We start from the raw sequence: 24,392 nt of genomic DNA on the forward strand, positions 1-24,392 counted from the left end.
ACGCGATGCTAGATATCGAACACCTCGACCTGCATCAGCAACGCCTGATGCGCGTGGTGGGCATGATGCGTACCCATGGAGCCAAACGGGTGCTCGACCTGGGCTGCGGCACCGGGGGGTTGTTGCAGCACCTGCTGCGTGATCGGCAATTCGAAACACTGGTGGGGGTTGAGCAGAATGGTGAGCTACTGGCCCAAGCCAAGCTGCGCCTGAGCCCTTACGTCGAACCGGGGTCGGGCCGTCTGGCGTTGATCTGCGGCTCCTATGCGGAGAACCACCCTGGGTTAAAGGACTTCGACGCTGCGGCGATGCTCGAGACGATTGAGCATGTGCCCCCTGAAGGACTGTCCAAGGTGGAACGCGCCGTTTTCTCTGGTCTGCGTCCCCGCCTGTTGGTCATCACTACGCCAAACCAAGAATACAACCCGCTGTATGGCATGGCGCCGGGTGAGTTTCGTGATCCTGACCACAAGTTCGAATGGGGGCGCTCGCGGTTTCGCGACTGGTGCGTCGGGGTCGCCAGGCGCAACGGCTACTCGGTGCGCTTCTCCGGCGTCGGGGAGGCCCATCCTGACCTGGGCCACCCCTCGCAGCTCGCCGAATTTCATCACACGGACCCTGGTTAGGCTTCCACAATCTCGAAATAGAGGCCTGCCGGGGCATCAATGATGTCGCGATACAGACCGCCCGGCTCGGGCGTCTCGGGCTCTTCCTCTACCGGCTCCGGCGGTGGATAGACCGCCACCAGTTCACCATTGGCGGACTCCATGATCTCGCGCAGCTGACCGTAGTCGATATTCGGCAGGTCGTCGCCGAGGGCCTTGTGCAGGCTGTCGAAGGGGTCGAGCAGGTGGGTCAGGGCATCGTCGCGCTGCTCGGCGGGAGCGAAGGCCTGGACGTAGAGAGTGTCCCCTTCCCAACCGACCTTGAAATGGTCGTCGATGATATTGACCGCAGTGCCGTTGGGAATGTTGCCGTAGAGGTGTTCAATATCCTCGGGGTACATGCGGATGCAGCCGCGGCTGGCGCGCATGCCGATACCGTCGGGCATGTTGGTGCCGTGGATCAGGTAGCCGGGAATATCCAGCAGGATGGCATGACGGCCCAGCGGGTTATCGGGCCCCGGCGGGACCACCGCCGGGGCCGGTTCGCCGCGCTCGGCGGCCTCTTCGCGCATGGAGCGCGGCGGGTACCAGGCCGGATCCTCGAGACGCATGGTGGTCTCGGTGGTGCCCAGCGGGGTATTGAAGCCCTCACGGCCGATGCCGATGGGGTAGGTCTCGACCCGAGGTATCTCACCGTTGTCGGTGGGCGGAAAATAATACAGGCGCAGCTCGGCGAGATTCACCACCAGGCCCTCCCGCGGCGCATCGGGCAGGATATGCTTGGCGGGAATCACCACCTCGGTGCCATCCCCGGGAATCCAGATACTGACCTCCGGATTGGCGGCGCGAATCTCTTCATAGCCGACATTGTGGGCGCGGGCGATATCGAGCAGGGTCTCGTCGCCCTCGACCTCGACAATGTAGCGCTCGCCGACGATGTTACCGTCTTCGGGCAGCGGATAGTGGCCCAGCGGCCAGTCCCTATCGTCCTCGGCCAGCAGCGAGCCGCTGGCAAGCGAGATGCCTAGCGCCAGCGGGGCGAGCCACAGAGGGCGTGGTGATGCGAAAAATGGTGTCGTCACGATAGTCCGAATATCGGCCTGTGGCCGTGGATGAAGGTTGCCGAACAGTGTTCCACGCCGCCTGCAGCGGTGCAACTGTCGTTGGTATGGTGGCCAACGCAACGCGGCGGCTCCTCGGAGCCGCCGCGTGCTTGCTGCCTATGCGTGGGTCAGGGCGTGTCGCCCACCGCACCGGGCATGGCGGGGACACTGCCGTTCTCACCGGCCAGCGCCAGGAAGTGCAGGTGGCGTTCGTATTCGGCGAGCACATCACCTATCACCTGGCCGCGGGTATAGCCGTTGAGATCCTGGCCGGTGCCGCCCTCGGAGAGGTAAACGTCGAGGCGCACATAGTAGTCGTCGTCTACCGGCAGGAAGCTCGGGGTGCGCATGCGGTGCGGGCACACCTGATAGACGAAGTGCGGCGCATTGTCGAGCTCGACCTGCAGGGTCAGGCGCGGCAATGGCTCATCGTCGACCTGCTCTTCGCTGACGTTGGCGACCTGTCCTCGGCCGTCGAGCTCCTGGGCGAACTGGGCCAGCGCCGGACGAATCGAGTGCTCGATGGTCGCTGCGGCGCCGGCGCGGTTGGAGGTGTCCAGCGCACGGTCGAGACGCTCGCGCCAGTCGCCGCCCGGTGCGGTGCCGGCGATACGGCGACGGGCGTCGGCCTTGTCGCCCTCCATACGCAGGGCGCGGTACATGCCGGCCATGATCGCGAAGATCACTAGCGAGAAGGGCAGGGCGGTAATCACCACCGCGCTCTGCAGCGCGGCGAGACCGCCGGCCATCAGCAGGGCGATGGTAATCAGACCAATCACCGCCGACCAGAAGATGCGCAGGGTGACCGGCGCGTCGTGGTTGACGTCGGACAGGATCGAGGTGAAGTTGGCCAACACCAGCGCTCCGGAGTCCGCCGAGGTAATGAAGAACACGATGCCGAGCACGGTCACCACCGCCGCGGTAAGGCCTACCCAGGGGTAGTGCTCGAGCAGTGTATAGAGGGTGGTCTGCGGCGTGCTCAGGGCCTGCTCACCGAGCTCGGCGACGCCCTGATTGGCGACCAGTTCGATGCCACTGTTACCGAACACCGACATCCACACCATCATGAACGCCAGCGGGATGCCCAGTGCGCCGGCCACGAACTCGCGGATGGTGCGACCGCGGGAAATGCGCGCCAGGAACAGGCCGACGAAGGGTGTCCAGGCGATCCACCAGCCCCAGAAGAAGACCGTCCACCACATCTTCCACTCCTGGGCTTCCTCGCCGGCGAAGGCGTAGGTGTCGAAGCTCTTGGCAACGAAGCTCGACAGGTAGTCGCCGGCGTTGTTGACCACCATGTCGAGCAGCTGCAGGGTGTGGCCCTGGAACAGCACGAACAGCAGCAGCGCCAGTGCCAGCAGCATGTTGAACTCGGACAGCCGGCGGATACCCTTCTCCACGCCGCTGACTACCGAGATGGTCGCCATCACCACCACCAGCGCAATCAGGATCACCTGCACCGAGAGACTCTCGGGCACGTCGAACATATAGGCCAGCCCGTAGTTGAGCTGCATCACCCCGATGCCCAGGCTGGTGGCGATGCCGAACACGGTGGAGATGACGGCGGTAATGTCGACCGCGTGGCCGATGGGGCCGTAGATACGCTTGCCCAGCAGCGGGTAGAGGGCGCTACGGATGGCCAGCGGTAGACGATGGCGATAGCTGAAGTAAGCCAGTGCCATGCCCATCAGCACGTAGAGCCCCCAGCCCGACAGCCCCCAGTGCAAGAAGGTCTGCACCACGGCGGCACGCATCGCCTCCTGGCTCTCGGGGTCCAGATCGGGTGGTGCCAGATAGTGGGCCACCGGCTCGGCGACGCTGAAGAACAGCAGGTCGATACCGATGCCAGCAGCGAACAGCATCGCCGACCAGGAGAGCAGCGAAAACTCCGGCCGCGAGTGGTCGGGGCCGAGACGGATACTGCCAAACCGCGAGCAGCCGATCAGCACCACGAAGACCAGATAGGCCACCACCGCCAGCATGTAGTACCAGCCGAAGGTGGCGCTGACCCAGGCCAGGCCGGCATCGAAGAAGGCGCCGGCCTGCTCGGTGAAGGTCATGGTGACGACCAGGAATATCAGGATACCGGCTACCGAGCCGTGGAAAACGGCCGGATTGAGCCGGTCTCGTCGTTCGGGGACATGGTGCTCATTCGCCATTGGGCAGACTCCCTGTAGAGTTGTTGGCATGGTGTCTCGGGCCGCGGCGTGCGCAGCGGGCAGGTTATGACGCTGCTGTTATTTTGATTGATTGAGCAATCAAAATAACGCCAAGTGCTATCGCTTGCCCAGTACAGGCGCGGGACATGTCGCAAGGTGACATGCGGTGAGACGTGTTTGGCACCGTGGGTGCCGTGTCGGTACGTGCAGTCGGGCTACTTGTGCGTAGTCAACGACAGTGCGTAAGGTGATTCTTTTTTGATTGACTGTTCAAATAAAATACGCGACCTGACGACTTCCTTCAACCCTTGCAGGACAATGGCCGGGCTCGACTCTCATTCAACGATGATGTCTATGCTGCCTTGCAATCCGCATTTACCCGGCTATACCTGATGTAACTGATTGTGATATGTCAGGCGATGGGTACAGGATGCCCCGGTGACGCGCGGTCAGTCGCACGACGCTCCTCTGGGTAGGGAGACCCGGTTCAGCGAAGGTCATACCAATAACGATAAATTCCTCGTTGGAGAACCCAATGACTCACGATATGCCTCCGAGCGCTTCTGCATCGTCTGTAGAGGCCACTACCACGATGCCATCTCCCGAGCCGGCTGCCGTGCCACTCAACGCTTCGCGTCGACGTTTCCTGACCGGTTCAGCGGCCGCCGTCGGTGCCGCCGCTGCAGTGGGCTTTCCCAGCATCGCCGTGGCCCAGACCACTACGCTGCGTTTTCAGAGCACCTGGCCCAACCAGGACATCTTCCATGAGTTCGCGGCGGACTACGTGCGCATCGTCAATGAGATGTCCGGTGGCCGCTTGCGTCTCAACCTGCTGCCTGCAGGAGCGGTGGTCGGTGCCCTGCAGATGCAGGATGCGGTGATCTCCGGTGCCCTCGACGGCGGTCATGGGGTATCCGCCTACTGGTACGGCAAGCACAAGGCGTTCTCGCTGTTCGGCACGCCGCCGCCGTTCGGCTGGGATGCCCATCAGTTCCTGGCCTGGTTCTGGACGGGTGGGGGGATGGAGCTCTACAACGAACTGCTGGAGCAGATGGAACTGCCGCTGGTGGGCTACCTCACTGGCCCGATGCCGACCCAGGCGCTGGGCTGGTTCAAGGAGCCGATCAGCAGTGCCGATGACCTGCGAGGTCTCAAGTACCGCACGGTGGGGCTGGCCGCCGATCTGATGAACGAGTTTGGTGCGGCGGTGACGATCATGGGCGGTGGCGATATCGTGCCGGCCATGGACCGCGGCCTGCTCGACGGTGCCGAGTTCAACAATCCGTCGTCGGACCGCCTGCTGGGCTTCCCCGATGTCAGCAAGACCTGGATGCTGCGCAGCTACCATCAGGACTGCGAGTCGTTCGAGATCATTCTCAACCGACAGAAGCACAGCGAGCTGCCCGAGGAGTTCCAGGCGATCCTGCAGTATGCCGCCAAGGCGGCCTCGTCGGAGATGTACTGGAAGGCCATGGAGCGCTACCCCCGCGACCTTCAGGCGATGCGCGAGGAGCAGGGCGTGCAGACCTACATTACTCCCGACTCCGTGCTCGAGGCGCAGCTATCGGCCTGGGACACGGTGATCGAGCGCGAATCGGCCAACGACGACTTATTCCGCCGGGTCGTCGAGCATCAGCGCGAGTACTGTGATCGCGTGGTCGGTTTCCACCTCGAGCACACCACGCCCAAGGGACCCGCCTACCGCCACTTCTACGGTAAGGAACCCACCGACACCTCCATCCTCCTCTAGGCCTGCGGGCCCTATTCACCCGTGGCCAGGAGGCCGCGGGGGACGTCGATCGGCTGCGCTGCCCATGATGTGGCAGTGCAGCCCATGGTGAGAGGTCGTCATGCGCTTCATCTTCTTTATTGACCACATCAGTACCTGGGTGGGCAAGGTCTTTGCCTGGGCCATCCTGATTCTGACCTTCGTGGTCAGCTACGAGGTCTTCATGCGCTATGTCATGGGCTCGCCTACCACCTGGGCCTATGACACCAGCTACATGCTCTACGGCACCCTGTTCATGATGGCCGGGGCCTATGCCTTGGCCCATAACGCCCATGTGCGGGCCGACGTGGTGTCGCGTTACTTTCCACCTCGGGTGCAGGCGGGTATGGACCTGGCACTCTACCTGGTCTTCTTCTATCCCGGCATCCTGGCACTGGTGTTCTATGGCTGGGACTTTTTCGCTCTCTCCTATCGCCAGAACGAACACAGTTCCTATACGCCCGGGGGGCCCCCGGTATATCCCTACAAGTTCGTGATTCCCGCCTGTGCGGCGCTTCTGGCGCTGCAGGGGGTGGCCGAGGTCAGTCGCTGCATCCTGTGCCTCAAACACGGCAAGTGGCCGCGACGTCTTGGCGACGTGGAAGAGATCGCCATTCCGATCAACAAGCAGGATGAAATTCTCGCCGCCCAGCAAGCATCTGGGGAGGATCGTCCATGAGCGAACCGGAAATCGGCATCATGATGCTAGGCATGCTGATCATACTGATCATGCTTGGCTTTCCCATCGCCTTCACGCTGATCGCCATGGGCATTGCCTTTGGCTACTTCGCCATCGGCGACATTATCTTTTCACTGCTGGTGCAGCGGGCCTATGGCGTGATGTCCAACGACGTGCTGATAGCGGTACCGCTGTTCCTGTTCATGGGCTACATGGTCGAGCGTGCCAATATCCTCGATCGGTTATTCTCGAGCCTGCAACTCGCGGCGCGAGGCATGCCGGCTTCACTGGCTGTGGCCAGCCTGATCACCTGTGCGCTGTTTGCCACTGCCACTGGCATCGTGGGAGCGGTGGTCACCCTGATGGGGTTGCTGGCCTTGCCGGCGATGCTCAACGCCGGCTACGACAAGCGCATGTCGAGCGGTGTAATCTGCGCCGGTGGCTGCCTGGGAATCCTGATACCCCCGAGCATCATGCTGATCCTCTACGGCGCCATGGCCGGGGTCTCGGTGGTACGGCTCTATGCTGCGGCGCTGATACCGGGGCTGCTGCTGGCCGGGCTCTACATCCTTTACGTAATGGGGCGGGCGATGATCAACCCCAAGGTGGCGCCGAAACTCCCGGCGGAGCAGATGAATGTGCCGCTGGGCAAGGTCTACTGGGGGCTGTTGACCTCCTTCGTGCCGCTGTTCGTGCTGATCATGTCGGTGCTGGGGGCGATTCTGTTTGGTCTGGCCACGCCCCATGAGGCCGCCGGTATTGGGGCAATGGGAGCGATCCTGCTGGCCGCAGCCTACCGCCAGCTGACCTTCGTGCGGCTGCGTGAGGCGGTGTTCCTCACCGCCCGCACCAGTGCCATGGTGTGCTGGCTGTTCGTGGGATCGTGGATCTTCTCTTCGGTGTTCTCGCTGCTCGATGGTCACTCGCTGATCGAACATTGGATCAGTGGCATGTCGTTGACGCCGCTACAGTTCCTGCTGCTCGCTCAGTTGATGATCTTCATTCTTGGCTGGCCGCTGGAGTGGACCGAGATCATCATCATCTTCGTGCCGATCTTCCTGCCCCTGCTGGCCATGTTCGGCATCGATCCGCTGTTCTTCGGGGTGCTGGTGGCCTTGAATATCCAGACCTCGTTCCTGACCCCGCCGATGGCGATGTCCGCCTTCTACCTCAAGGGCATCTCGCCCAAGGGGATCGAGCTCAACGATATCTTCATCGGTATCGCGCCCTTCTTGCTGATGGTGTTCGTGGCGATGTTCATCCTCTACATGGTGCCGGGCATCGTGTTCTGGCTGCCAGGAGTGCTGTACGGCTGACACAGGACAACGCCCGGCAGCGAGTGTCGGGCGTTGGGGGAATGGTAAGATTTGGCGTCACTGGTGCGGGCAGCGGCGCCGGGTCTGTCAGGCGTCGCGCTCGGGGTGGTGGTGGCCGCGCTTGCCGTAGTGGCGGTGGCCGCCCTTGGGTTGCATGGCGGCCTTGAGCTCCTCCAGTTGCTGCTCGTCGAGAAGTTCTGCCAGTGCCGCATGATGCTCATCGCGCAGGGCGTTATAGGCGTCGCGGCGCGCGTCGCGGGAGTCGAAGTCCTGGTCGCGCAGTTCGCGCATATCGGCATACAGGCTTTCGCGGATCTCGGTCAGGGCGTTACGCTCCTCGTCGCTGAGGCCCCAGTCGTCGACCAGCGCGGTAAGGCGCTCCTGCATCGCTTCGCGGTACTCGGCGCGGCGCTCCTGCATCTTCTCGTGCATGGCACTGCGCAGTTCCTGGCGCTGCTCGTCGGTAAAGATCTCGTCGAGGGCGGCGCGGTGCTGTTCATGTAGCGCGTGGTAGGCGTTGCGGCGCTCGTCGCGGGACGCAAAGTCCTGGTCCTTGAGGTCGCGATGAGCATCGCGCAGCTCGGCGTGGGCGGCTTCCAGTTCGGCGCGGGTGTCGTCACCGAACCCCAGCCGCTCCTGCATGGCATCCAGGCGCTCGACATGCTTCTGCTGGTAGCGCTCGCCCTTGGCGGCATCGTCGCCATGGTTGCCGGCAGTGGCGGTCAGCGACAGCGGGGCGATGGCCAGCGCCAGCAGGGCTGGCATCAGGGTCTTGCGAGCGGTCAATCGAATCATGGTGGACTCCTCGTCCCTAGGGGTGACGCTGACACTGTCGCCTGCGGCGGTGCAATCAGGTTGCAGCAATGGTGCAACCATCGCGCAAGGGAAGCACTTCCTCACTCCTCCGGCTGGTACTTGTAGCCGACGCCGTAGACCGAGCGAATGATCTCGCGCTCGGGCCAGACGTCGCTGATCTTCTTGCGCAGCTTCTTGATATGGCTGTCGACGGTGCGCTCGGAGACGATGCGGTGGTCGCGGTACATATGGTCCATCAGCTGGTCGCGGGAGAAGATCCGGCCGGGGGCATTCATCAGTACCTTGAGTAGCTGGAACTCCACTGCGGTGAGTCCCAGATCCTGGCCGTCGGCCAGCGCCCGCCAGCCGTCTTCATCGAGGCTCAGGGCGGCACCATCGATGCTGCCCGGCACCTCCGCGGCGCGGCTGCGGCGCAGCACCGCCTTGATTCGCGCGACCACCTCGCGGGGGCTGAACGGTTTGCAGATATAGTCGTCGGCGCCGAGCTCCAGGCCAAGCAGGCGGTCGACCTCCTCGACCCGCGCGGTGAGCATGATCACCGGCAGCCGCGGCCAGCGCTCGCGCAGTTGGCGGCACAGGGTCAGGCCGTCGGTACCCGGCAGCATCAGGTCGAGCAGCACCAGGTCGGGTTGCTGCTGCTCGAGCCACGGCACCACGCTGTCGCCGTGGTCGAGGTGGTGCGAGGCGAAGCCGCTGCCGCTTAGGTAGTCGGCGACCAGGCTGGCAATCTTGGGCTCGTCCTCGACGATCAGAACGGCTTCCTTAGGCGCGGTGCTCATGCATGTCCTCCTTGAGCAGTGGAAATTCGAGGGTCCAGCATAACCCGCCGAGGGCGGAATTCGTGGCCTGCATGCTGCCGCCATGGGCGGTGACCAGGGCGGTGGCGATGGATAGACCCAGGCCGCTGCCGCCGCTGGCGCGGTTACGCGAGCCCTCGACCCGGTAGAGGCGTTCGGTAAGGTGAGCCAGCTCGCGCTCGGGCACCCCGGGGGCAGTGTCCTCCCAGGTGATCCGGGCGATCTCTTTGTCGCACTCGAGGCTGACCCGGAGCCGGCCTGGCGCCTGGGTATAGGCGCAGGTGTTGTCGAGCAGGTTGTGCCATAGCTGACGCAGGCGCTGCAGATCGCCGCGGATCGGGGCACGCTCGGTGATTTGTATCTCGAGGTCGATACCTTGATTGTCCAGCCAGTCGCGGCGCTCCTCGAGGCGTGAGGCCAGCGTCTCGGCCAGGTCGAGGGGCGCCAGCGACACCTCGAGTACGCCGGCGTCGCTCTGGGCGAGCAGCCGCAGATCGGCGACCAGACGCTCGAGCTGGCCGACCTCCTGGGCCAGCGAGCCGAGATTATCGTCGTTCATCGGACGGATGCCGTCCTGCATTGCCTCGATCTCGCCGCGCAGTACCGCCAGTGGGGTGCGCAGCTCATGGGCGATATCCGAGACCCAGCGCTGGCGCGCCTCGCGGTTGGCTTCGAGGGTGGCCGCCAGCACATTGAAATCGTGGGACAGCCGTGACAACTCATCGCCGCCGTGCTCCGGCAGGCGAATATCGTAGTCGCCCTCGGTGAGGCGCCGGGTGGCCAACGCCATATGGCCGGTGCGACCGCCGAGCCACCATGATAGCCCCCCGGCCAGCAGCAGCGAGGCGAGCGCCAGGGAGGCGACGATGATCCCCAGATTGCGCTGCTGGCGCGACAGGAAGATACGGTCCATCCGTGCCATCAGCTGCTGCGGCGGACGATAGCCCAGCGCTCCGACCTGCTCACCCTGGCTGATGATCGGCAGCCAGTGCAGCTCGGAGCCGTTGGCCTGGTCGTCCTCACTGGGGCGTAGACCAATCACCGGCAGGCCGTTGGAATCGTGAAGCACGAAGTCGCCAGGATCTCCCAGGCGCCGGTCGATGCCCTGCGGTGGCGGGCCGTCGCCGGGCCACAGCTGGCGTCGCACCAGGCGATGCCAGGCGCTCATGTCATCGCGCAGCCACTGCCAGTCGCCGCGCCGCTGCCACTCCTCGGCGAGCCCTTCGGCAAGCGTCTCGGCGCGGCTGGTCTGGGTGGTTTCCAGGTAGTCGATGAAGCCGCGGTCGATGCTGCGCGAGACGGCCAGAAACACCAGCCCGGAGATCACTACGTTGACCACCAGGATGATCACGAACAGCTTGACGCCGAGTCGCGACAGCACCGGCCTGCGTTGGGGGAAGAGGGCAGGCATCAGCGAGTCTCCTGAAGAGGGTTGGCAAGGGGGTGGGCAAAGCGCGCACGCAGCTGCTCCAGGCCCAGGTAGAGCACCGGGACCAGAATCAGCAGTATCAGGGTGGCGAACAGCATGCCGAAGCCCAGCGAGATGGCCATGGGAATCATGAAGCGGGCCTGACGCGAAGTCTCGAAGATCATCGGCGCCAGCCCCAGGAAGGTGGTCATGGTGGTCATCATGATCGGCCGCAGACGGCGCGTGGCGGCGGCGACAATCGCCTCGCGAGCGCCCATGCCCTCGCGGCGGCGGCGATTGGCGTAGTCGATCAGTACCAGCGCATCGTTGATCACTACTCCGGAGAGCGCCAGCATGCCCAGCAGGCTGACGATAGAGAGGCCGAAGCCCATGATCAGATGGCCGCCCACCGCGCCGATCACTCCGAACGGGATCGCCGCCATCACCAGCAGCGGCTGCAGGTAGCTGCGGAACGGAATCGCCAGCAGGCAGTAGATCGCCGCCAGGGTCAGCCACATCGCGGTCTTGAGCGTTGCCAGGTTATCGGCGGTGTCCTGCTGGCGGCCACCGAGGCCGATCTCGAGGCCCGGGTAGGCGGCCTCGACCCCGGGGAAGACCTGCTCCTGGAGCGTCGCCAGCACCTGATTGACCTGCGCGCCGCCCTCGAGGTCGGCGGTCACGCTAATATCGCGGCGCCCGTCGGTGCGCCTGAGGGTGGTGGAGGAGCGGCCGATATCGATATCGGCGACTCGCGACAGCGGAACCTCACGCCCTTCGGCGGTGCGTATCGGCAGCTGATAGAGCTCACTCAAGCTATCGCGGGACTGCGGCGGCAGACGCACCTCGACGCTTACCGACGTGCGCCCGGCGTGCTGCTCCACGGCGGTAACGCCCTGCAGCGGGCCGCGCAGCTGGGCGGCGAGGTCGCTGCCGCTCAAGCCCAGGGCGCGGCCCTCGGCGGAGAGCCGCACTTCGAGCTGGGGCAGGCCGTCGCCCAGGCCGCTGTCGATATCGGTGAGTCCGCCGAACTGGCCCAGCTCTTCTGCGAGCCGCTGGGAGGCGGCTTCGAGCACGTTGCTGTCGGGGTGCGACAGGCGCAGGGTCAGACCGGCGCCGCGCCCCGGACCGCCGACGTCGGATTCGAAGCGTGCGGCCTGGACGTTGGTCAGCTCGCCGGTCAGCTCACGCCACTCCCGCGCGACCCGTGAGGGGGGCCAGGCGTCGAGGCTGGCCGGGTCTAGCTGCAGCAGGACCTCCAGGCTGTCGCCATCGAGGCGGGTGCGGGTGCCGGTGAAGCGCGGGCCGTCCTGTTGTTCGGCGAGCCGCTCCGCGGCCTCCATCAACTGGTCGCGAATGCGGCGGTCATCGGCCATCGGGCTGCCCACCGGCAGGGTCACGCTGGCCTGGACCTGGTCCGACTCGACCCGCGGCATCAGCGAGAAGCCCAGCCGACCGCTCATGGCGTAGGCCAGCGCCACCGCCAGTATCGCTACCGCCAGACAGATGGTCAGGGCGCGCTGGTCCAGGGCGCGTTCGAGCAACGGCGCGAAGCGCTGCTGGGTAAGACGGGTCAAGCCGCCCTGCAGATAGCGCCTGACATGCTCCAGCGGCTGCTGCCAGCGCGGCGTCGGGCGTCGGTTGGTGCCGTGGGCAAGGTGAGCGGGCAGGATAAACAGCGCCTCGACCAGCGACATCACAAACACCGTGATCACTACCAGCGGCACCATGGCGAAGATCATGCCCAGGAATCCAGGCAGGAACAGCAGCGGCAGGAAGGCGACGATGTTCGAGAGAATGGCGAAGGTGATCGGCGTGGCCAGCTCACGGGCACCACGCACCGCCGCCTCGCGCAGCGAGTGGCCCTGTTCGCGATAGCTGTAGATATTCTCGCCGACCATGATCGCGTCGTCGACCACGATACCCAGCGCGATGATAAAGGCGAACATCGACATCATGTTGATCGACACGCCGATCCACGGCAGAAACAGCATGGCGCCGAGGAAGGCGGTGGGGATGCCGAGAGTGACCCAGAATGCCAGCCGTGCCTCGAGAAACAGCGCCATCATCACCATCACCATGGCCAGACCCAGCCAGGCGTTCTTGAGTAGCAGGTCGAGACGGTCACGATAGATCTCGGAGCTGTCGCGAGCGACGCTCAGGGTGACGCCCTCGGGCAGGTTGGCGATCAGCCGGTCGAGCTCGGCGTGAACCGCATCGGAGATACCCAGCGGTGTCTGATCGCCGATCTGATAAACGTCGATGGTCAGCCCCGGCTGGCCGTTGTACTGGACTTCACGGTCGCTCTCGGCAAAGCCATCGCGCACCTCGGCGACATCGCCGAGGCGAATGGTGCCCCCGTTAGTGGTACTGCCCACCGGCAGCTCGGCGAAGGCCGGGGCACTGTCACGGCGGCCCTGATAGCGGATCAGCCATTCGCCCTCCTGGGTGGAGAGTCGCCCGCCAGCCAGGTCGAGGGCCTCCTCACCGATGCGCGCGGCGAGCTGGCTATGGGTCATGCCCAGCCGACGCATCGATTCTTCATCGAGCCATACCTGGATCTCGCGCTCGCGATTGCCCGAAAGCTCGGCCTTGGCGATGCCGCGGCTGGCGATCAGCTCCGCGCGGACATCCTCGGCGGCGTCGTGCAGGGCGCGATCGCTGACGTTACCGTGCACCTGCAGGCGCATGACGCTGCGCGAGCGTCCGGCGAGGTTGATGCGCGGCGGATCGGCGGCGGCGGGGAGGGTGGTGATGGCGTTCACCGCCTGCTGGATGTCCTGGTAGACGCGCATCACCTCGACGCCATCGATCAGGGTCGCGCGCAGGCTGGCGCTGCCCTCGCTGGCGGTGGCGGTGACCTCGTCGATGCCTTCGATATCGGCGAGCTCGGCCTCGACAGGCAGCAGGATGCTCTGCTCGACCTCTTCGGGGGTTGCCCCGGGGTAGCTGACCGAGATCTGCACCACCTCGATGTCGAAGTCCGGGAACACCTCCTTCTTGATCGTCAGCGACGCCATCAGGCCGCCGACGATCAGCAGCAGCATCAGCAGGTTCGGTGCCACGCCGTGGTGGACCATCCAGGCGATCGGGCCACGCCGCATCATGACTCGTCCTCCGCGTCACCCAACAGCGTGGCAAGCTCGGTGCTGCCCAGGGTGCGTGGCCGTAACTGCATGCCGTCGCGGGGCTGGCCGAGATTGGAGACCACGATACGCTCGCCGGCCTCGAGCCCGGCGCTGATCAGGACCTGATCCTCACCGCGGTGCTGCACCTCGACCCGGGCGCGCCGCAGACGATCCTCATCGTCGAGCCGCCACACCTCGTCGCCGGGCCGCAGCGCTTGGGCCGGTAGCGCGAACAGGTCGTCGCGGGGGTTGGCGATGACTTCGGCGCGCAGCAGATCGCCGAGGCGCAGCGCCGGACCGTCGCTATTCAGTGCCAGTGGGTCGTCGACCTGCACCAGCAACTGGGCCTGCAGACCGCCCTCGTCGAGAGCCGGCAGTACCGACAGCACCTGCCCTTGTCGTTCGGCGCCAGCGGGCCAGCCGCGGCTGGTCAAGCGCACCTCGGCACCGTTGGCGACATCCCCTTCGGTCTGGCCGGCATCGATCCAGGTCAGGGCATCACCGGGCAGCGAGAGCTGGACCCAGAAATGCGCGATATCGACAAGGTGCAGCAGCTCGGTACCTGCAGAAATCTCGCTGCCGCTGCCCACCAGCCGCTCCTGAATCATGGCCTGGTAGGGGCTGGCCAACTGCGTGCGAGCCAGGTCGAGTTCGGCCTGCTCGAGGGCGATCCGGGCGCGTTCCACACCGGCCTCGGCGGCGCGCAGCTGCGGCTCCCGCAGTACCAGAGCACGGCGTTCCGCGGGCAGCTCGCGGCCAAATGACTGGTACTCGCTCTGGGCGCGCAGCTGCTCGCCGCGCTCGGTAGCGCGCTCGGCCTCGGCCTGGGCGAGTTCGGCCTGGGCAGCCCGCACGGCCAGGCGGTAGTCGCTATCGTCGATATGCAGCAGCGGCTCGCCGGCGTCGACCACTCGGCCGGGGATCACGCCAGGGGCGAAGGCCTCGAGGCGACCGGCGACGCGGCTCGCCAGGCGCGTTTCACGCTCGGCGAGCACCCGGCCATAGCCGTGGATCTGCGGTGCGGCGGGGCCGCGGATCGCCTCGATCACGTCGACCACCGGCGGCGGCACCTCCGGCGGCGGGCGCCGCTCGACCCGCGGCGGCTGGCTGATTAGCCAGTAGGCGCTGGCCAGTCCGATCGCCAGTACCAACAGCGCGGTGATCGCCCCCAGCCGAATACGCCCCTGCTGGCGGGGGCGGCGGGGCAAGGCGATGCGTACCGAAGTGACGGGCATGGGCGGCTCATGAACGGGGTTGGGCAGCGAACAGCATCCTCCCGAGGGATGCAGCTATTGGTCACGAACTGTGCAAGCAAGGTGCAAGCGATGGCGACCGCGAGCGTTTAGACAACACGGGTTGGGCTTGGCCTAGGGGCAGCTCTCGCCGATCATCAACTCGGTGCTCAGTAGACTATCGGCGGCGGGCGTCAGGCCTAGAATCATGCGCGCAGCCATGCGCCCCTTCTCGCCGCTGTCCTGGCGCACCGTGGTCAGTCGCGGCGCCCGGTACTGGCCCTCGGCGATACCGTCGAAGCCGATCAGACGCAGATCCTCGGGTACCCGTAGGCCACGCTGCTCGGCCAGGGTCAGGGCGGTCAAGGCGATGCGGTCGGACATGCACAGCAGCAGGTCGGGCCGCTCTGAATCGGGGAGATCGAGGATCTCCTCGAGCACCGGCGAGCAGACCTCGAAGGTATTCTCCTCGATATTCCATAGCGGGATCGCATCGCGCTCAAAGCCGTGCTCCTCCAGCGCCTGGTAAAACCCATCGAGACGCGAGCGGGTGATCGTGCGATTGCCTGGCAGTAGGGTATGAGCGGGGCTGACACGTCCGTTACAGGGTTCTTGGGTGAGGCGCAGGTTGACCACTGCCGGTCGGCGGGTCGGCGTGGCCAGGGCGTGGCGGGCAATGGCGTAGCAAGCTTGGCGATTGTCGACGTGTACCGCCGGGCGCCCCTCGATATCGAAATCCACCGCCACCAGCGGCTGATGGTGCGGCAGGTCACCGAGTAGCGCCAGGGTCGGCATCAAGCCATAGACGATAAAACCATCGGCGATATTCGCCGAGCCCGGGGCTTGGGAGGCGTGTTCGCGACCAGATACCAGTAGCAAGGTGTGGCCGTGGGTATCGAGGACCTCGGCGACCCCGGAGAGAAACTCGCTGGCCACGGCGTCGTTCAAGCTGTATGTCAGACTCTCGGCGAGCACTACCGCAATGATCCGTGAGCGGCCGGTGCGCAGGCTGCGGGCCTTGGCGTCGGGGCCGGCATAGCCGAGGCGCTTGGCTTCGCCGAGGATCCGCTCACGCAGTGCAGGTGACAGCTGGTCGGGACGGTTGAAAGCATTGGAGATGGTGGCGGTGGAGACGCCAAGCTCGAGCGCCAGGTCTTTCAGCGTGATACGGCGTGGCGATGAGGGCACAGTGCTTTTCCTGCTAAGTATTCAAGCAACAGAATACCGGCCCCGTGTCGCCATGAATACCACGACAATCAAGCCGGTACCTGGATACCCGAGCACCGGCTCCTAGGCGGCGACGCTCGCTTGGTCAAGCCCCAGCGCCTGGTGCTGCTCGTTGAACAGGTGAACATGCGCCGGGTCCGGGCTCAGTGCAACACGCTGACCGACCGACCAGTAGGTCGGTGCCTCGCTGCGCTGGATCAGCAGGGTGTCGCCCTCCTTGGGATCGAGGTAGACGTAGACCTCATTGCCCAGGTACTCGACGTTGACGATCTCGAAGCTGTTGTCGCCCTGGGCCTCGGTCAGGCGCAGGTGCTCGGGGCGTACGCCGACTGTCAGAGCGGTGCCCTTGGTCAGGCCAGCAGCATCCTGGGGCAGCTCCAGGTGGGGCATGCCGCTGGCGCTGACACGACAGCCCGACTCGTCGGCGCCGAGCAGCTTCGCGGGCAGGAAGTTCATGGTCGGCGAGCCGATGAAACCGGCCACAAAGCGGGTCGCGGGACGCTGATAGAGCTCCTGGGGGCTGCCTACCTGCTCGATGCGGCCACCATTGAGCACCACGATCTTGTCGGCCAGCGTCATGGCCTCTACCTGATCGTGGGTGACGTAGATCATGGTGGAGCCGAGTCGGTGGTGCAGGCGGGCGATCTCATTGCGCATCTGCACCCGCAGCGAAGCGTCGAGGTTGGAGAGCGGCTCATCGAACAGCAGGATGCGAGGCTCCCGGGCCATGGCGCGGCCCATGGCCACGCGCTGGCGTTGGCCGCCGGAGAGTGCCTTGGGCTTGCGTTCCAGCAGCTCCTCCAGTTGCAGGATGCGCGCGGTAGCCATCACCCGCTCGTGAACGGTTTCCTTGGCGGCTTTGGCCAGCTTGAGGCCGAAGGCCATGTTCTCGTAGACCGACATATGCGGATAGAGGGCGTAGGACTGGAACACCATGCCGACGCCCCGCTCCCGGGGCGGCAGATCGTTGACCACGCTGTCGCCGATGGAGAGCTCGCCGTCGCTGATCGACTCCAGCCCGGCGATCAGCCGCAGCAGGGTCGACTTGCCGCAGCCGGATGGGCCGACGAAAACCACGAATTCGCCGTTACCGATGGCCAGATCCACATCCTTGATGATATGGGTGCTGCCGAAGACCTTGTTGACCTTGTCGAGAGTGACGCTTGCCATGGTATGTCTCCTTGCCGGCCTGCAACTGGGTTGCCTCGCCGCGGGCCGGCGGTGTTGTTATGAGAGCTGTTATGAATGTGGCTCAGAGGGCGAACCAGGCGGCCTGATAGGGCGGCAGTCGCAGGTTATCGCCGTTGCGCTCATGGGTGAAGCCGTGCCCTTCCAGAGCCCTGTCCACCGCAAGTGGCAGGCGAGCCTCATGGGTCTGGCCGGTAAGGTTGAAGACGCAGAGGATGCGTTCGTTGCCCTTCTCGCGGACGAAGCCCAGCAGCTCGTCGCCGACGCCCACCAGGCTCAGATCGCCATCGAACAGCGCCGGGTGGGTGGTGCGCAGGGCGAGCAGGCGGCGGGTTGCGCTGAGTACCGACGCCGGGTCGTCCTGCTGCTCGGCGACGGCTAGCGGCAGTTGGCGGGCTTCCACCGGCAACCAGGGCTCCACGCCAGGGGCGGTGAAACCGCCATGCCCGGCGTTCTCCCAGGGCATGGGGGTACGGCAGCCGTCGCGGCCCTTGAATTCAGGCCACAGTACCTTGCCATACGGATCCTGGATGCGCTCGAAAGGTACCTCGGCCTCGGGCAGGCCCAGCTCCTCGCCCTGGTAGAGGCAGACGCTGCCGCGCAGCGAGAAGAGCATGGCCAGCGCCACCTTGGGGTAGGCGACGGGGTCCTCGCCATTGCCCCAACGGGTGGCGCTTCTCACCACGTCATGGTTGGAGAGCGCCCAGCAGGGCCAGGCGTCACCGGCCAGGCGCTGGAAGCGTTCGATCACCTCGCGGATATAGGTCGCCGAGTGGGGCGCGTTGAGCAGGTCGAAGGTATAGGCCATGTGCAGCTTGTCGCCGCCGGCGGTGTACTCGGCCATGCGCTCCAGAGGATTGTCGTCGCCGATCTCACCCACCGTGGTGGTGCCGGGGAACGCGTCCATCAGGGCGCGCAGCTCGCGCAGGAAGTCGAGGTTCTCCGGGCGACTCAGGTCATAGACATGGCGCTGCCAGGTGTACGGGTTGGCCTCCGGTGCGCCCAGGGTCTTGGCGGCGCCCGCGGGCACCGGCGGATTGTCGCGCAGCTGCTCGTCATGGAAGTAGAAGTTGACGGTGTCAAGGCGAAAGCCGTCGACCCCAAGCTCCAGCCAGAAGCGCATATTGTCCAGCTGGGCCTGACGCACTTCCGGGTGATGGAAGTTGAGGTCTGGCTGGCTGGTCAGGAAGTTGTGCAGGTAGTACTGGCGCCGCCGGGAGTCGAAGGTCCAGGCCGGTCCGCCGAAGATCGATAGCCAGTTGTTGGGCGGGGTGCCATCTGGCTTGGGGTCGGCCCAGACGAACCAGTCCGCCTTGGGGTTGCTGCGGTCGGTACGGCTCTCCTGGAACCAGGGATGGCGGTCCGAGGTGTGACTGATCACCTGGTCGATCATCACCTTGAGGCCGAGATCATGCGCCTTGGCGAGCAGCGCCTTGAAGTCGTCCAGGGTGCCGAACATCGGGTCCACATCGCGGTAGTCGCTGATGTCGTAGCCGAAGTCGAGCATCGGCGAGGTGAAGAAGGGCGACAGCCAGATCCCGTCCACGCCGAGCGAGGCCACGTAGTCCAGCTTCTCGGTAATACCCGCCAGGTCGCCGATGCCGTCGCCGTTGGCGTCCATGAAGCTGCGCGGATAGATCTGGTAGATGACGCCGCCGCGCCACCAGAAGGTGTTGTCTTGCATTGATGCAGTCCTTGAGTCAATGAAAGCGATGGGGTCTGGCAATTTTTAGCTAACCTTGAGCCCTATCACGTTCGGGGCTGATCCGGCGGCAGGCCTATACGAAGGCGCTGTAAACCCGTCCCTGGGCGCTACTTTTGCCATCCATGGCAAAAGACCTTCGCTTCGACCTGCCCCCGGCGCCCCTTGAGGATTTCCTGCCTAGAGTTGGGGCGTCACCCCTTCACCGCGCCGGCGGTCAGCCCCGAGACGATGCGCCGCTGGAAGATGATCACCAGGATCACCAGGGGCACGGTGACCACCACCGAGGCGGCCATGATCGGCCCCCAGGGCAGTTCGTAGGCGCTGCCGCCGGAGAGCAGGGCGATGGCCACCGGCACGGTGCGCTGGCTGTCGGTGAGGGTGAAGGTCAGGGCGAACAGGAACTCGTTCCAGGCGGCGATGAAGGCCAACAGCCCCGTCGTCGCCATGGCCGGCCACATCAGCGGCAGGAACACCTTGGTGATGATGACCCAGGGGGTGGCGCCATCCATGATCGCGGCCTCCTCGAGCTCCATGGGCAGCTGGCGCATGAAGGTGGTCAGCACCCAGACGGTGAAGGGCAGGGTGAAGATGGTATAGCTGAGAATCAGCCCGCCCGGATTGTTGTAGAGGTTGAGCGTACGGATGACCTCGAACAGGCCGGAGAGCACCGCCACCTGCGGAAACATCGAGACGCCCAGGATCACCAGCAGCACGGTGCTGCGGCCGCGGAAGCGAACCCGGCCCAGGGCGTAGGAGGCAGTGATGCCGAGCAGCAGGGCGATGAACACCACGCTGGTGGCAACCAGGATCGAGTTGAAGATCGCCTGCAGAAAGCTGCGCTGGCTGAAGATCTGTACGTAGTTGCTGACGTCCAGCCGAGAGGGCCACAGCTCGACCCGGAAGAGCTCGCTGGAGGGGGTGAAGGAGGTCTTCACCGCATAGTAGAACGGAAAGACCGCGATCACGACGATCAGCGCCACCAGTACCCAGAAACCGATGCGGGTGGCGTGTTTGGAGAGCTGGCGTGAGGTCATCAGTCGCCTCCCAGTTTCAGTTGCTTGCGACCGAGGTAGAGGTAGGCGATGGTCGCCAGGGCGATGATCAGGAACAGCAGGGTGGAGGCGGCGCTGCCGTAGCCCACGTCCTGGAATTCGACCAGTTGCTGGCGCGCATAGATCGACATCGACATGGTGCTGGTGGAGTTGGAGGTCAGCACGTAGATGACGTCGAACACACGCAGGGCATCGAGCAGGCGGAAGATCACCGCCACCATCAGAGCAGGTGTGATCAGCGGCAGGGTGACCCTGAAGAAGACCCGTACCGGATGGATGCCGTCGACCTCGGCGGCCTCATAGCAGTCCTTGGGCAGCATCTGCAGCGCGGCCAGCACCAGCAGGGCGACGAAGGGGGTGGTCTTCCACACGTCGACCATGATCACCGCCCACATGGAGTAGCTGGCATCCGCCGTCCAGGCGATCGGTTCGCCGATGATCCCGAGCATCATCAGCAGGTGGTTGATGATCCCGAACTGGTCGTTGAGCATCCAGGCCCACATCTGCGCCGAGACGATGGTAGGGATCGCCCAGGGGATCAGCACGGCGGCACGCACCAGGGTGCGCCCCTTGAACTCGGCGTTGAGTACCAGCGCCACGATGATGCCGAACACCACCTCAAGCGATACCGATACCACCGAGAAGTAGACGGTGTTCCAGACGGCGCGCCACCAGATCGGGTCGGCCAGCACGCCATACCAGCGACCGTCTTCATAGATCAGGTAGTTCTCCAGGCCGATGAACAGGGTATCGCTCAGGTCGGACAGGGAGGCATCGGTAAAACTGAAGTAGAAGGTGCGCAGTAGCGGCCAGCCCGCAACCAGGACAAGGACGACCAGCATCGGCGCCAGAAAGATCCAGGCGGCACGTACCCGCTGGCGCCGTACCTTGGTGCTGCGCTTGTGTCTTGGCAGGGGGCGCGCCGGTAGCGGCGCGCTTTCGGTTACGGGAGTCGACATTTCGGGCTCCAGGGGGTTACCAGTTGCGACGCTTGACGCGGGACAGGTCGCGATCGAGATCGCTGACTGCCTGCTCACCGGTCTTGTTGCCGGAGAGCACGTCATGGGCGGCACTGAAGAAGGCATTGCTGACGCGGCCGTAGGCATCGCCGGTGGGCGCGGAGGGACGCGCCACGGCATTGACGAAGGTCTCGTAGAGATCGCCGAAGAAGGGGACTGCCTCGAGCACTTCCTCATCCTGGTAGAGCGACTCCAGAGTGGGGTTGTAGGCGCCGGCAATGGCGCGTCGCTTCTGCTCCGCTTCGCCGGCGAGGAAGGCCACCAGATCGACGGCGAGCTCGGGGTGCTCGCTGTAGCGGGAGACCGCCAGATTCCAGCCGCCGAGGCCCGCGGCACTCTGACCGTCGCCGCTGTAGGGCAGCTGGGTCACGCCAACCTTGCCGCGTACCTCGCTATCCTCGCTCTGGGCCAGGGCCCAGGCGTAAGGCCAGTTGCGCATGAACACGGCGTTGCCGCCCTGGAACACGCCTCGGGCTTCTTCCTCGGTGTAGTTGAGAACGCCGTTGGGCGAGATATCGCCGATCCAGGACGCCGCGCGGTCGAGGGCGGCAGCGGCCTGCGGGTTGTCGATGGTGATCTCTCCTTCACTATCGACGATAGAGCCGCCGCCGTGGCTTGCCACCCACTCCAGGGCGTTGACGGTCAAGCCTTCGTAGGCGCGACCCTGGAAGACGAAGCCCTGCATGCGCTCGCTGCCTTCGGCGCGCTCGGCATTGCGGATCTCCCGGGCGGTCTCGGTGAGCTGCTCCCAGGTCTCGGGCACGTCATGGCCGTGCTTCTCCAGCAGGTCCTGGCGGTAGTAGAGTACCCCGGCGTCGGTGAACCACGGCATGGCGACCAGGCGGCCGTCGATGGTGTTGTTCTCGACGATGGTCTCGAAATGGCCTCCACCGGCCGCGTCGCCGAGCACCTCGCGCAGGTCCAGCAGATGGTTGGCGAGGAGGCCAGGCCAGACCACGTCGATCTGCATGATGTCGATGTCGGTGGAGTTGGCGGAGAGAATCTGCTGGTAGAGGGAGAGACGCTCGGTGGAGGAGTTCGGCGTCGAGACCACATCGACGCTGTGGCCGGTCTTCTCCTCCCAGGCACTAACGCCCTCCTGGCAGAGCTGCAGTTCGGCGCCGACGGCGCCACACGAGATGGTCAGGTCGGCGGCCTTGGCGTGGCCGGCCCCGGCCAGGGCGGTGGAGCCCAGGACGATGGCTGAGAGCAGGGATTTCTTGAGCATGTGGCATCCTCGCAGTTGTTATTATGAAGCAGTAATCTTAAACGATTAAGTTCGTGGGCCTAGTTAAGACCATGGCCGTGGCCTCATCAACCTAGACTTTTGTCTATCATCACTGTTTGTGCACTGTTCACGGTGCCGGAATCTCCCTGACAAGAGGGCTTCACGGCGTGATGGCCTAGCCTTTGAGCCACTAGACATTGGTCGAAATTGCGTCTGCCGACATTGAGAGAAGCGACTTAAACGATTAAGTTCTGGTCGTGTTCTTCACACCGCCACGACCCAACAATGTGTCATAAAGCTTAAACGATACAGTTCGATTGGGAAGGACGCGGCAAGGGGTATGCCACCAGGAAGACGAACGCGACCGCTGACGACGCTACGCCATGACAGTAGTGCGGCGGCACGGTCATCCCCCACGGCACATCATCAATCACAACAACAGGGGAAAACGAAGATGAGTCCCGCCACTTTCAAGGTACCGCTCGCCATCGCCATCGCCATTGCCACTGCCGGGATTTCCCTGGCCGGAGCCGCCAGTGCCCAATCGACCGATCTAGAGCAGCGTCTGGCCGATCTCGAGGCGCGCATCGCCGCCGCCGAGCAGCGTGCCAATGCCGCCGAGCAGCGCGCCGAAATCGCCGAGGCTCAGGCGGAAAGCCGCCCCCTCGATGAGGGCGTGGAAGAGCGTCTAGCCAGAGTCGAACGCCAGTCCAGCGGCGAGGAGGGGTTCTCCTTTGGCGCTTATGCCCGCTCGGGGCTGCTGCTTGGCGAGGATCGCAAGAGCATTCCAGGAGGCCCTTATGTCACCCCCGCCGGTTCGCTGGGCGGTGCCGTGGGGCGCCTGGGCAACGAGGGCGACACCTACGTGGAGGGCGTCTTCAACTACCGCACGCGCTATGACAACGGCGCCAGGGCCCTCTACCGCATGATGCTGGCCGACTCCGTCAGCACCAGCAATGACTGGACCGCCGACGAGTCGAACCTCAACGTGCGCCAGGTCTTTGCGGAATTCAGCGACCTGCCGAGCTTCACTGGCGTGTTCGAGAACGCCTCGATCTGGGCCGGCAAGCGCTTCGACCGCGACAACTTCGATATTCACTGGATCGACAGCGACTTCGTGTTCCTGGCCGGCACCGGTGCGGGGATCTACGATATGCAGCTGGCCGACGATTGGACCTCCAACCTGTCGCTCTATGGCCGCAGCTTCAGCGACTTCGACATCATCGGCAGCGAAGATCCGGGTAGCTCCGACAGCCTGATTCTCACCTCGAACAACTATGTGGGCAACTGGCAGTTCATGGTCAGTGGCCTCTCTGCTGCGGACAACGATGAGCGCGATATCGCCGCCGGCCAGACCGCTGCCGACAGCGGCTTCCACACTATGGTGGCGTACCACGGCGACAGCTTCTTCGGTCTCGGCGAGGGCAACTTCAAGGCGGCCCTGATCCACGGCCAAGGCCTGGGCGCCGAGGCGAAGGTGCTGGGTGCCGACGGCAACCTCACCGATGACGCCCAGGCGACCCGCCTCGGCCTCTACGGCACCACCTACCTGGCGCCGACCTGGCGTGTGGCGCCCTCGATCCTCGCCGAGACCAGCAAGGATCGCTACGTGCAAGGCGACGAGTTCAACTGGGCGGGCCTCAACGTGCGGCTGGCCAATGAACTGACCGAGAACTTCGAGATGCAGTATGAGGCCAGCTACCAGTACATGGACCTCGATCAGGGGGCCGGCGGCAACGCCGTGAAAGGCGACTTCGGAAAACTCACAGTTGCGCCCACCTTCAAGCCTCAGGTAGGCGGCTTCTGGGAGCGCCCCGAGATTCGCCTGTTCGCCTCCTACACAGACTGGGATGAGGACCTCAACAACTTCGATGGCAGCTTCGGTGAAGAGGGCTTCACCGGTGGCCAGTGGAGCTTTGGAGTGCAATCCGAAGTGTGGTTCTGACGTTCGCTCATAGCACCACG

At 64.7% G+C, this 24,392-nt stretch carries 18 protein-coding genes; 5 read left to right on the top strand and 13 right to left on the bottom strand.

Translation table 11 applies throughout. The annotated features are described in order from the left end of the window. Positions 1 to 5: 5 nt before the first annotated feature. A complete protein-coding gene (locus tag IEI94_RS07260; RefSeq protein ID WP_191166649.1) occupies positions 6 to 626 on the top strand; it encodes a methyltransferase domain-containing protein in 621 nt (206 codons plus the stop codon). On the opposite strand, the gene IEI94_RS07265 is transcribed toward IEI94_RS07260, so the two are convergent. Next, positions 623 to 1,687, bottom strand: coding sequence for a L,D-transpeptidase family protein (locus IEI94_RS07265; protein ID WP_191166650.1), 1,065 nt, complete (start codon positions 1,685 to 1,687; stop codon positions 623 to 625). The genes IEI94_RS07260 and IEI94_RS07265 overlap by 4 nt on opposite strands. A gap of 149 nt (positions 1,688 to 1,836) precedes the next feature. Further along, a complete protein-coding gene (gene betT, locus IEI94_RS07270; protein ID WP_191166651.1) occupies positions 1,837 to 3,867 on the bottom strand; it encodes a choline BCCT transporter BetT in 2,031 nt (676 codons plus the stop codon). 592 nt (positions 3,868 to 4,459) lie between these two features. On the opposite strand from betT, the gene IEI94_RS07275 reads away from it, so the two are divergent. The 3 genes from IEI94_RS07275 to IEI94_RS07285 all read left to right on the top strand — a co-directional run bounded on the left by IEI94_RS07275 (position 4,460) and on the right by IEI94_RS07285 (position 7,630). Beyond that, positions 4,460 to 5,617 (top strand): TRAP transporter substrate-binding protein, encoded by a 1,158-nt coding sequence (locus IEI94_RS07275; RefSeq protein ID WP_224749989.1) that lies wholly within the window; start codon positions 4,460 to 4,462, stop codon positions 5,615 to 5,617. Between the two features lie 100 nt (positions 5,618 to 5,717). Continuing rightward, complete coding sequence (locus IEI94_RS07280; RefSeq protein WP_191166653.1) at positions 5,718 to 6,314, top strand: TRAP transporter small permease subunit; 597 nt, start codon at positions 5,718 to 5,720, stop codon at positions 6,312 to 6,314. Then, on the top strand, positions 6,311 to 7,630 hold the full coding sequence (locus IEI94_RS07285) for a TRAP transporter large permease (protein ID WP_191166654.1): 1,320 nt from the start codon (positions 6,311 to 6,313) through the stop codon (positions 7,628 to 7,630). The genes IEI94_RS07280 and IEI94_RS07285 overlap by 4 nt, the downstream gene beginning before the upstream one ends. Positions 7,631 to 7,717: 87 nt before the next feature. Here IEI94_RS07285 and IEI94_RS07290 read toward each other — a convergent pair whose 3' ends face one another. The 11 genes from IEI94_RS07290 to IEI94_RS07340 all read right to left on the bottom strand — a co-directional run bounded on the left by IEI94_RS07290 (position 7,718) and on the right by IEI94_RS07340 (position 22,427). Beyond that, positions 7,718 to 8,425: a hypothetical protein gene (locus IEI94_RS07290; RefSeq protein ID WP_191166655.1), complete on the bottom strand. Its 708-nt coding sequence runs from the start codon at positions 8,423 to 8,425 to the stop codon at positions 7,718 to 7,720. A gap of 101 nt (positions 8,426 to 8,526) precedes the next feature. Continuing rightward, on the bottom strand, positions 8,527 to 9,225 hold the full coding sequence (locus IEI94_RS07295; RefSeq protein WP_191166656.1) for a response regulator: 699 nt from the start codon (positions 9,223 to 9,225) through the stop codon (positions 8,527 to 8,529). Beyond that, a complete protein-coding gene (locus IEI94_RS07300) occupies positions 9,209 to 10,654 on the bottom strand; it encodes an ATP-binding protein (RefSeq protein ID WP_191166657.1) in 1,446 nt (481 codons plus the stop codon). The genes IEI94_RS07295 and IEI94_RS07300 overlap by 17 nt, the downstream gene beginning before the upstream one ends. Beyond that, a complete protein-coding gene (locus IEI94_RS07305) occupies positions 10,654 to 13,755 on the bottom strand; it encodes an efflux RND transporter permease subunit (protein WP_191166658.1) in 3,102 nt (1,033 codons plus the stop codon). Before IEI94_RS07305 ends, IEI94_RS07300 begins: the two co-directional genes overlap by 1 nt. Then, on the bottom strand, positions 13,752 to 15,011 hold the full coding sequence (locus IEI94_RS07310; protein WP_191166659.1) for an efflux RND transporter periplasmic adaptor subunit: 1,260 nt from the start codon (positions 15,009 to 15,011) through the stop codon (positions 13,752 to 13,754). The genes IEI94_RS07305 and IEI94_RS07310 overlap by 4 nt, the downstream gene beginning before the upstream one ends. A 132-nt stretch (positions 15,012 to 15,143) precedes the next feature. Continuing rightward, positions 15,144 to 16,196, bottom strand: a complete 1,053-nt coding sequence (locus IEI94_RS07315; RefSeq protein ID WP_318153372.1) for a LacI family DNA-binding transcriptional regulator — start codon at positions 16,194 to 16,196, stop codon at positions 15,144 to 15,146. A gap of 102 nt (positions 16,197 to 16,298) precedes the next feature. Further along, positions 16,299 to 17,405 (bottom strand): ABC transporter ATP-binding protein, encoded by a 1,107-nt coding sequence (locus IEI94_RS07320; protein WP_191166660.1) that lies wholly within the window; start codon positions 17,403 to 17,405, stop codon positions 16,299 to 16,301. A gap of 82 nt (positions 17,406 to 17,487) precedes the next feature. Beyond that, a complete protein-coding gene (locus IEI94_RS07325; protein ID WP_191166661.1) occupies positions 17,488 to 19,107 on the bottom strand; it encodes an alpha-glucosidase family protein in 1,620 nt (539 codons plus the stop codon). Positions 19,108 to 19,319: 212 nt separating this feature from the next. Continuing rightward, entirely contained in the window at positions 19,320 to 20,162 is an 843-nt protein-coding gene (locus IEI94_RS07330) for a carbohydrate ABC transporter permease (protein WP_191166662.1), read from the bottom strand. Continuing rightward, on the bottom strand, positions 20,162 to 21,139 hold the full coding sequence (locus tag IEI94_RS07335; RefSeq protein ID WP_191166663.1) for a carbohydrate ABC transporter permease: 978 nt from the start codon (positions 21,137 to 21,139) through the stop codon (positions 20,162 to 20,164). Before IEI94_RS07335 ends, IEI94_RS07330 begins: the two co-directional genes overlap by 1 nt. 16 nt (positions 21,140 to 21,155) lie before the next feature. After that, entirely contained in the window at positions 21,156 to 22,427 is a 1,272-nt protein-coding gene (locus IEI94_RS07340; RefSeq protein WP_191166664.1) for an ABC transporter substrate-binding protein, read from the bottom strand. A 454-nt stretch (positions 22,428 to 22,881) separates the two neighbouring features. Here IEI94_RS07340 and IEI94_RS07345 point away from each other — a divergent pair, with 454 nt between their 5' ends. Then, entirely contained in the window at positions 22,882 to 24,372 is a 1,491-nt protein-coding gene (locus tag IEI94_RS07345; RefSeq protein WP_191166665.1) for a carbohydrate porin, read from the top strand. Positions 24,373 to 24,392 lie beyond the last annotated feature (20 nt).

The organism is Halomonas sp. ML-15, assembly GCF_014779595.1.
GTDB lineage: Bacteria > Pseudomonadota > Gammaproteobacteria > Pseudomonadales > Halomonadaceae > Franzmannia.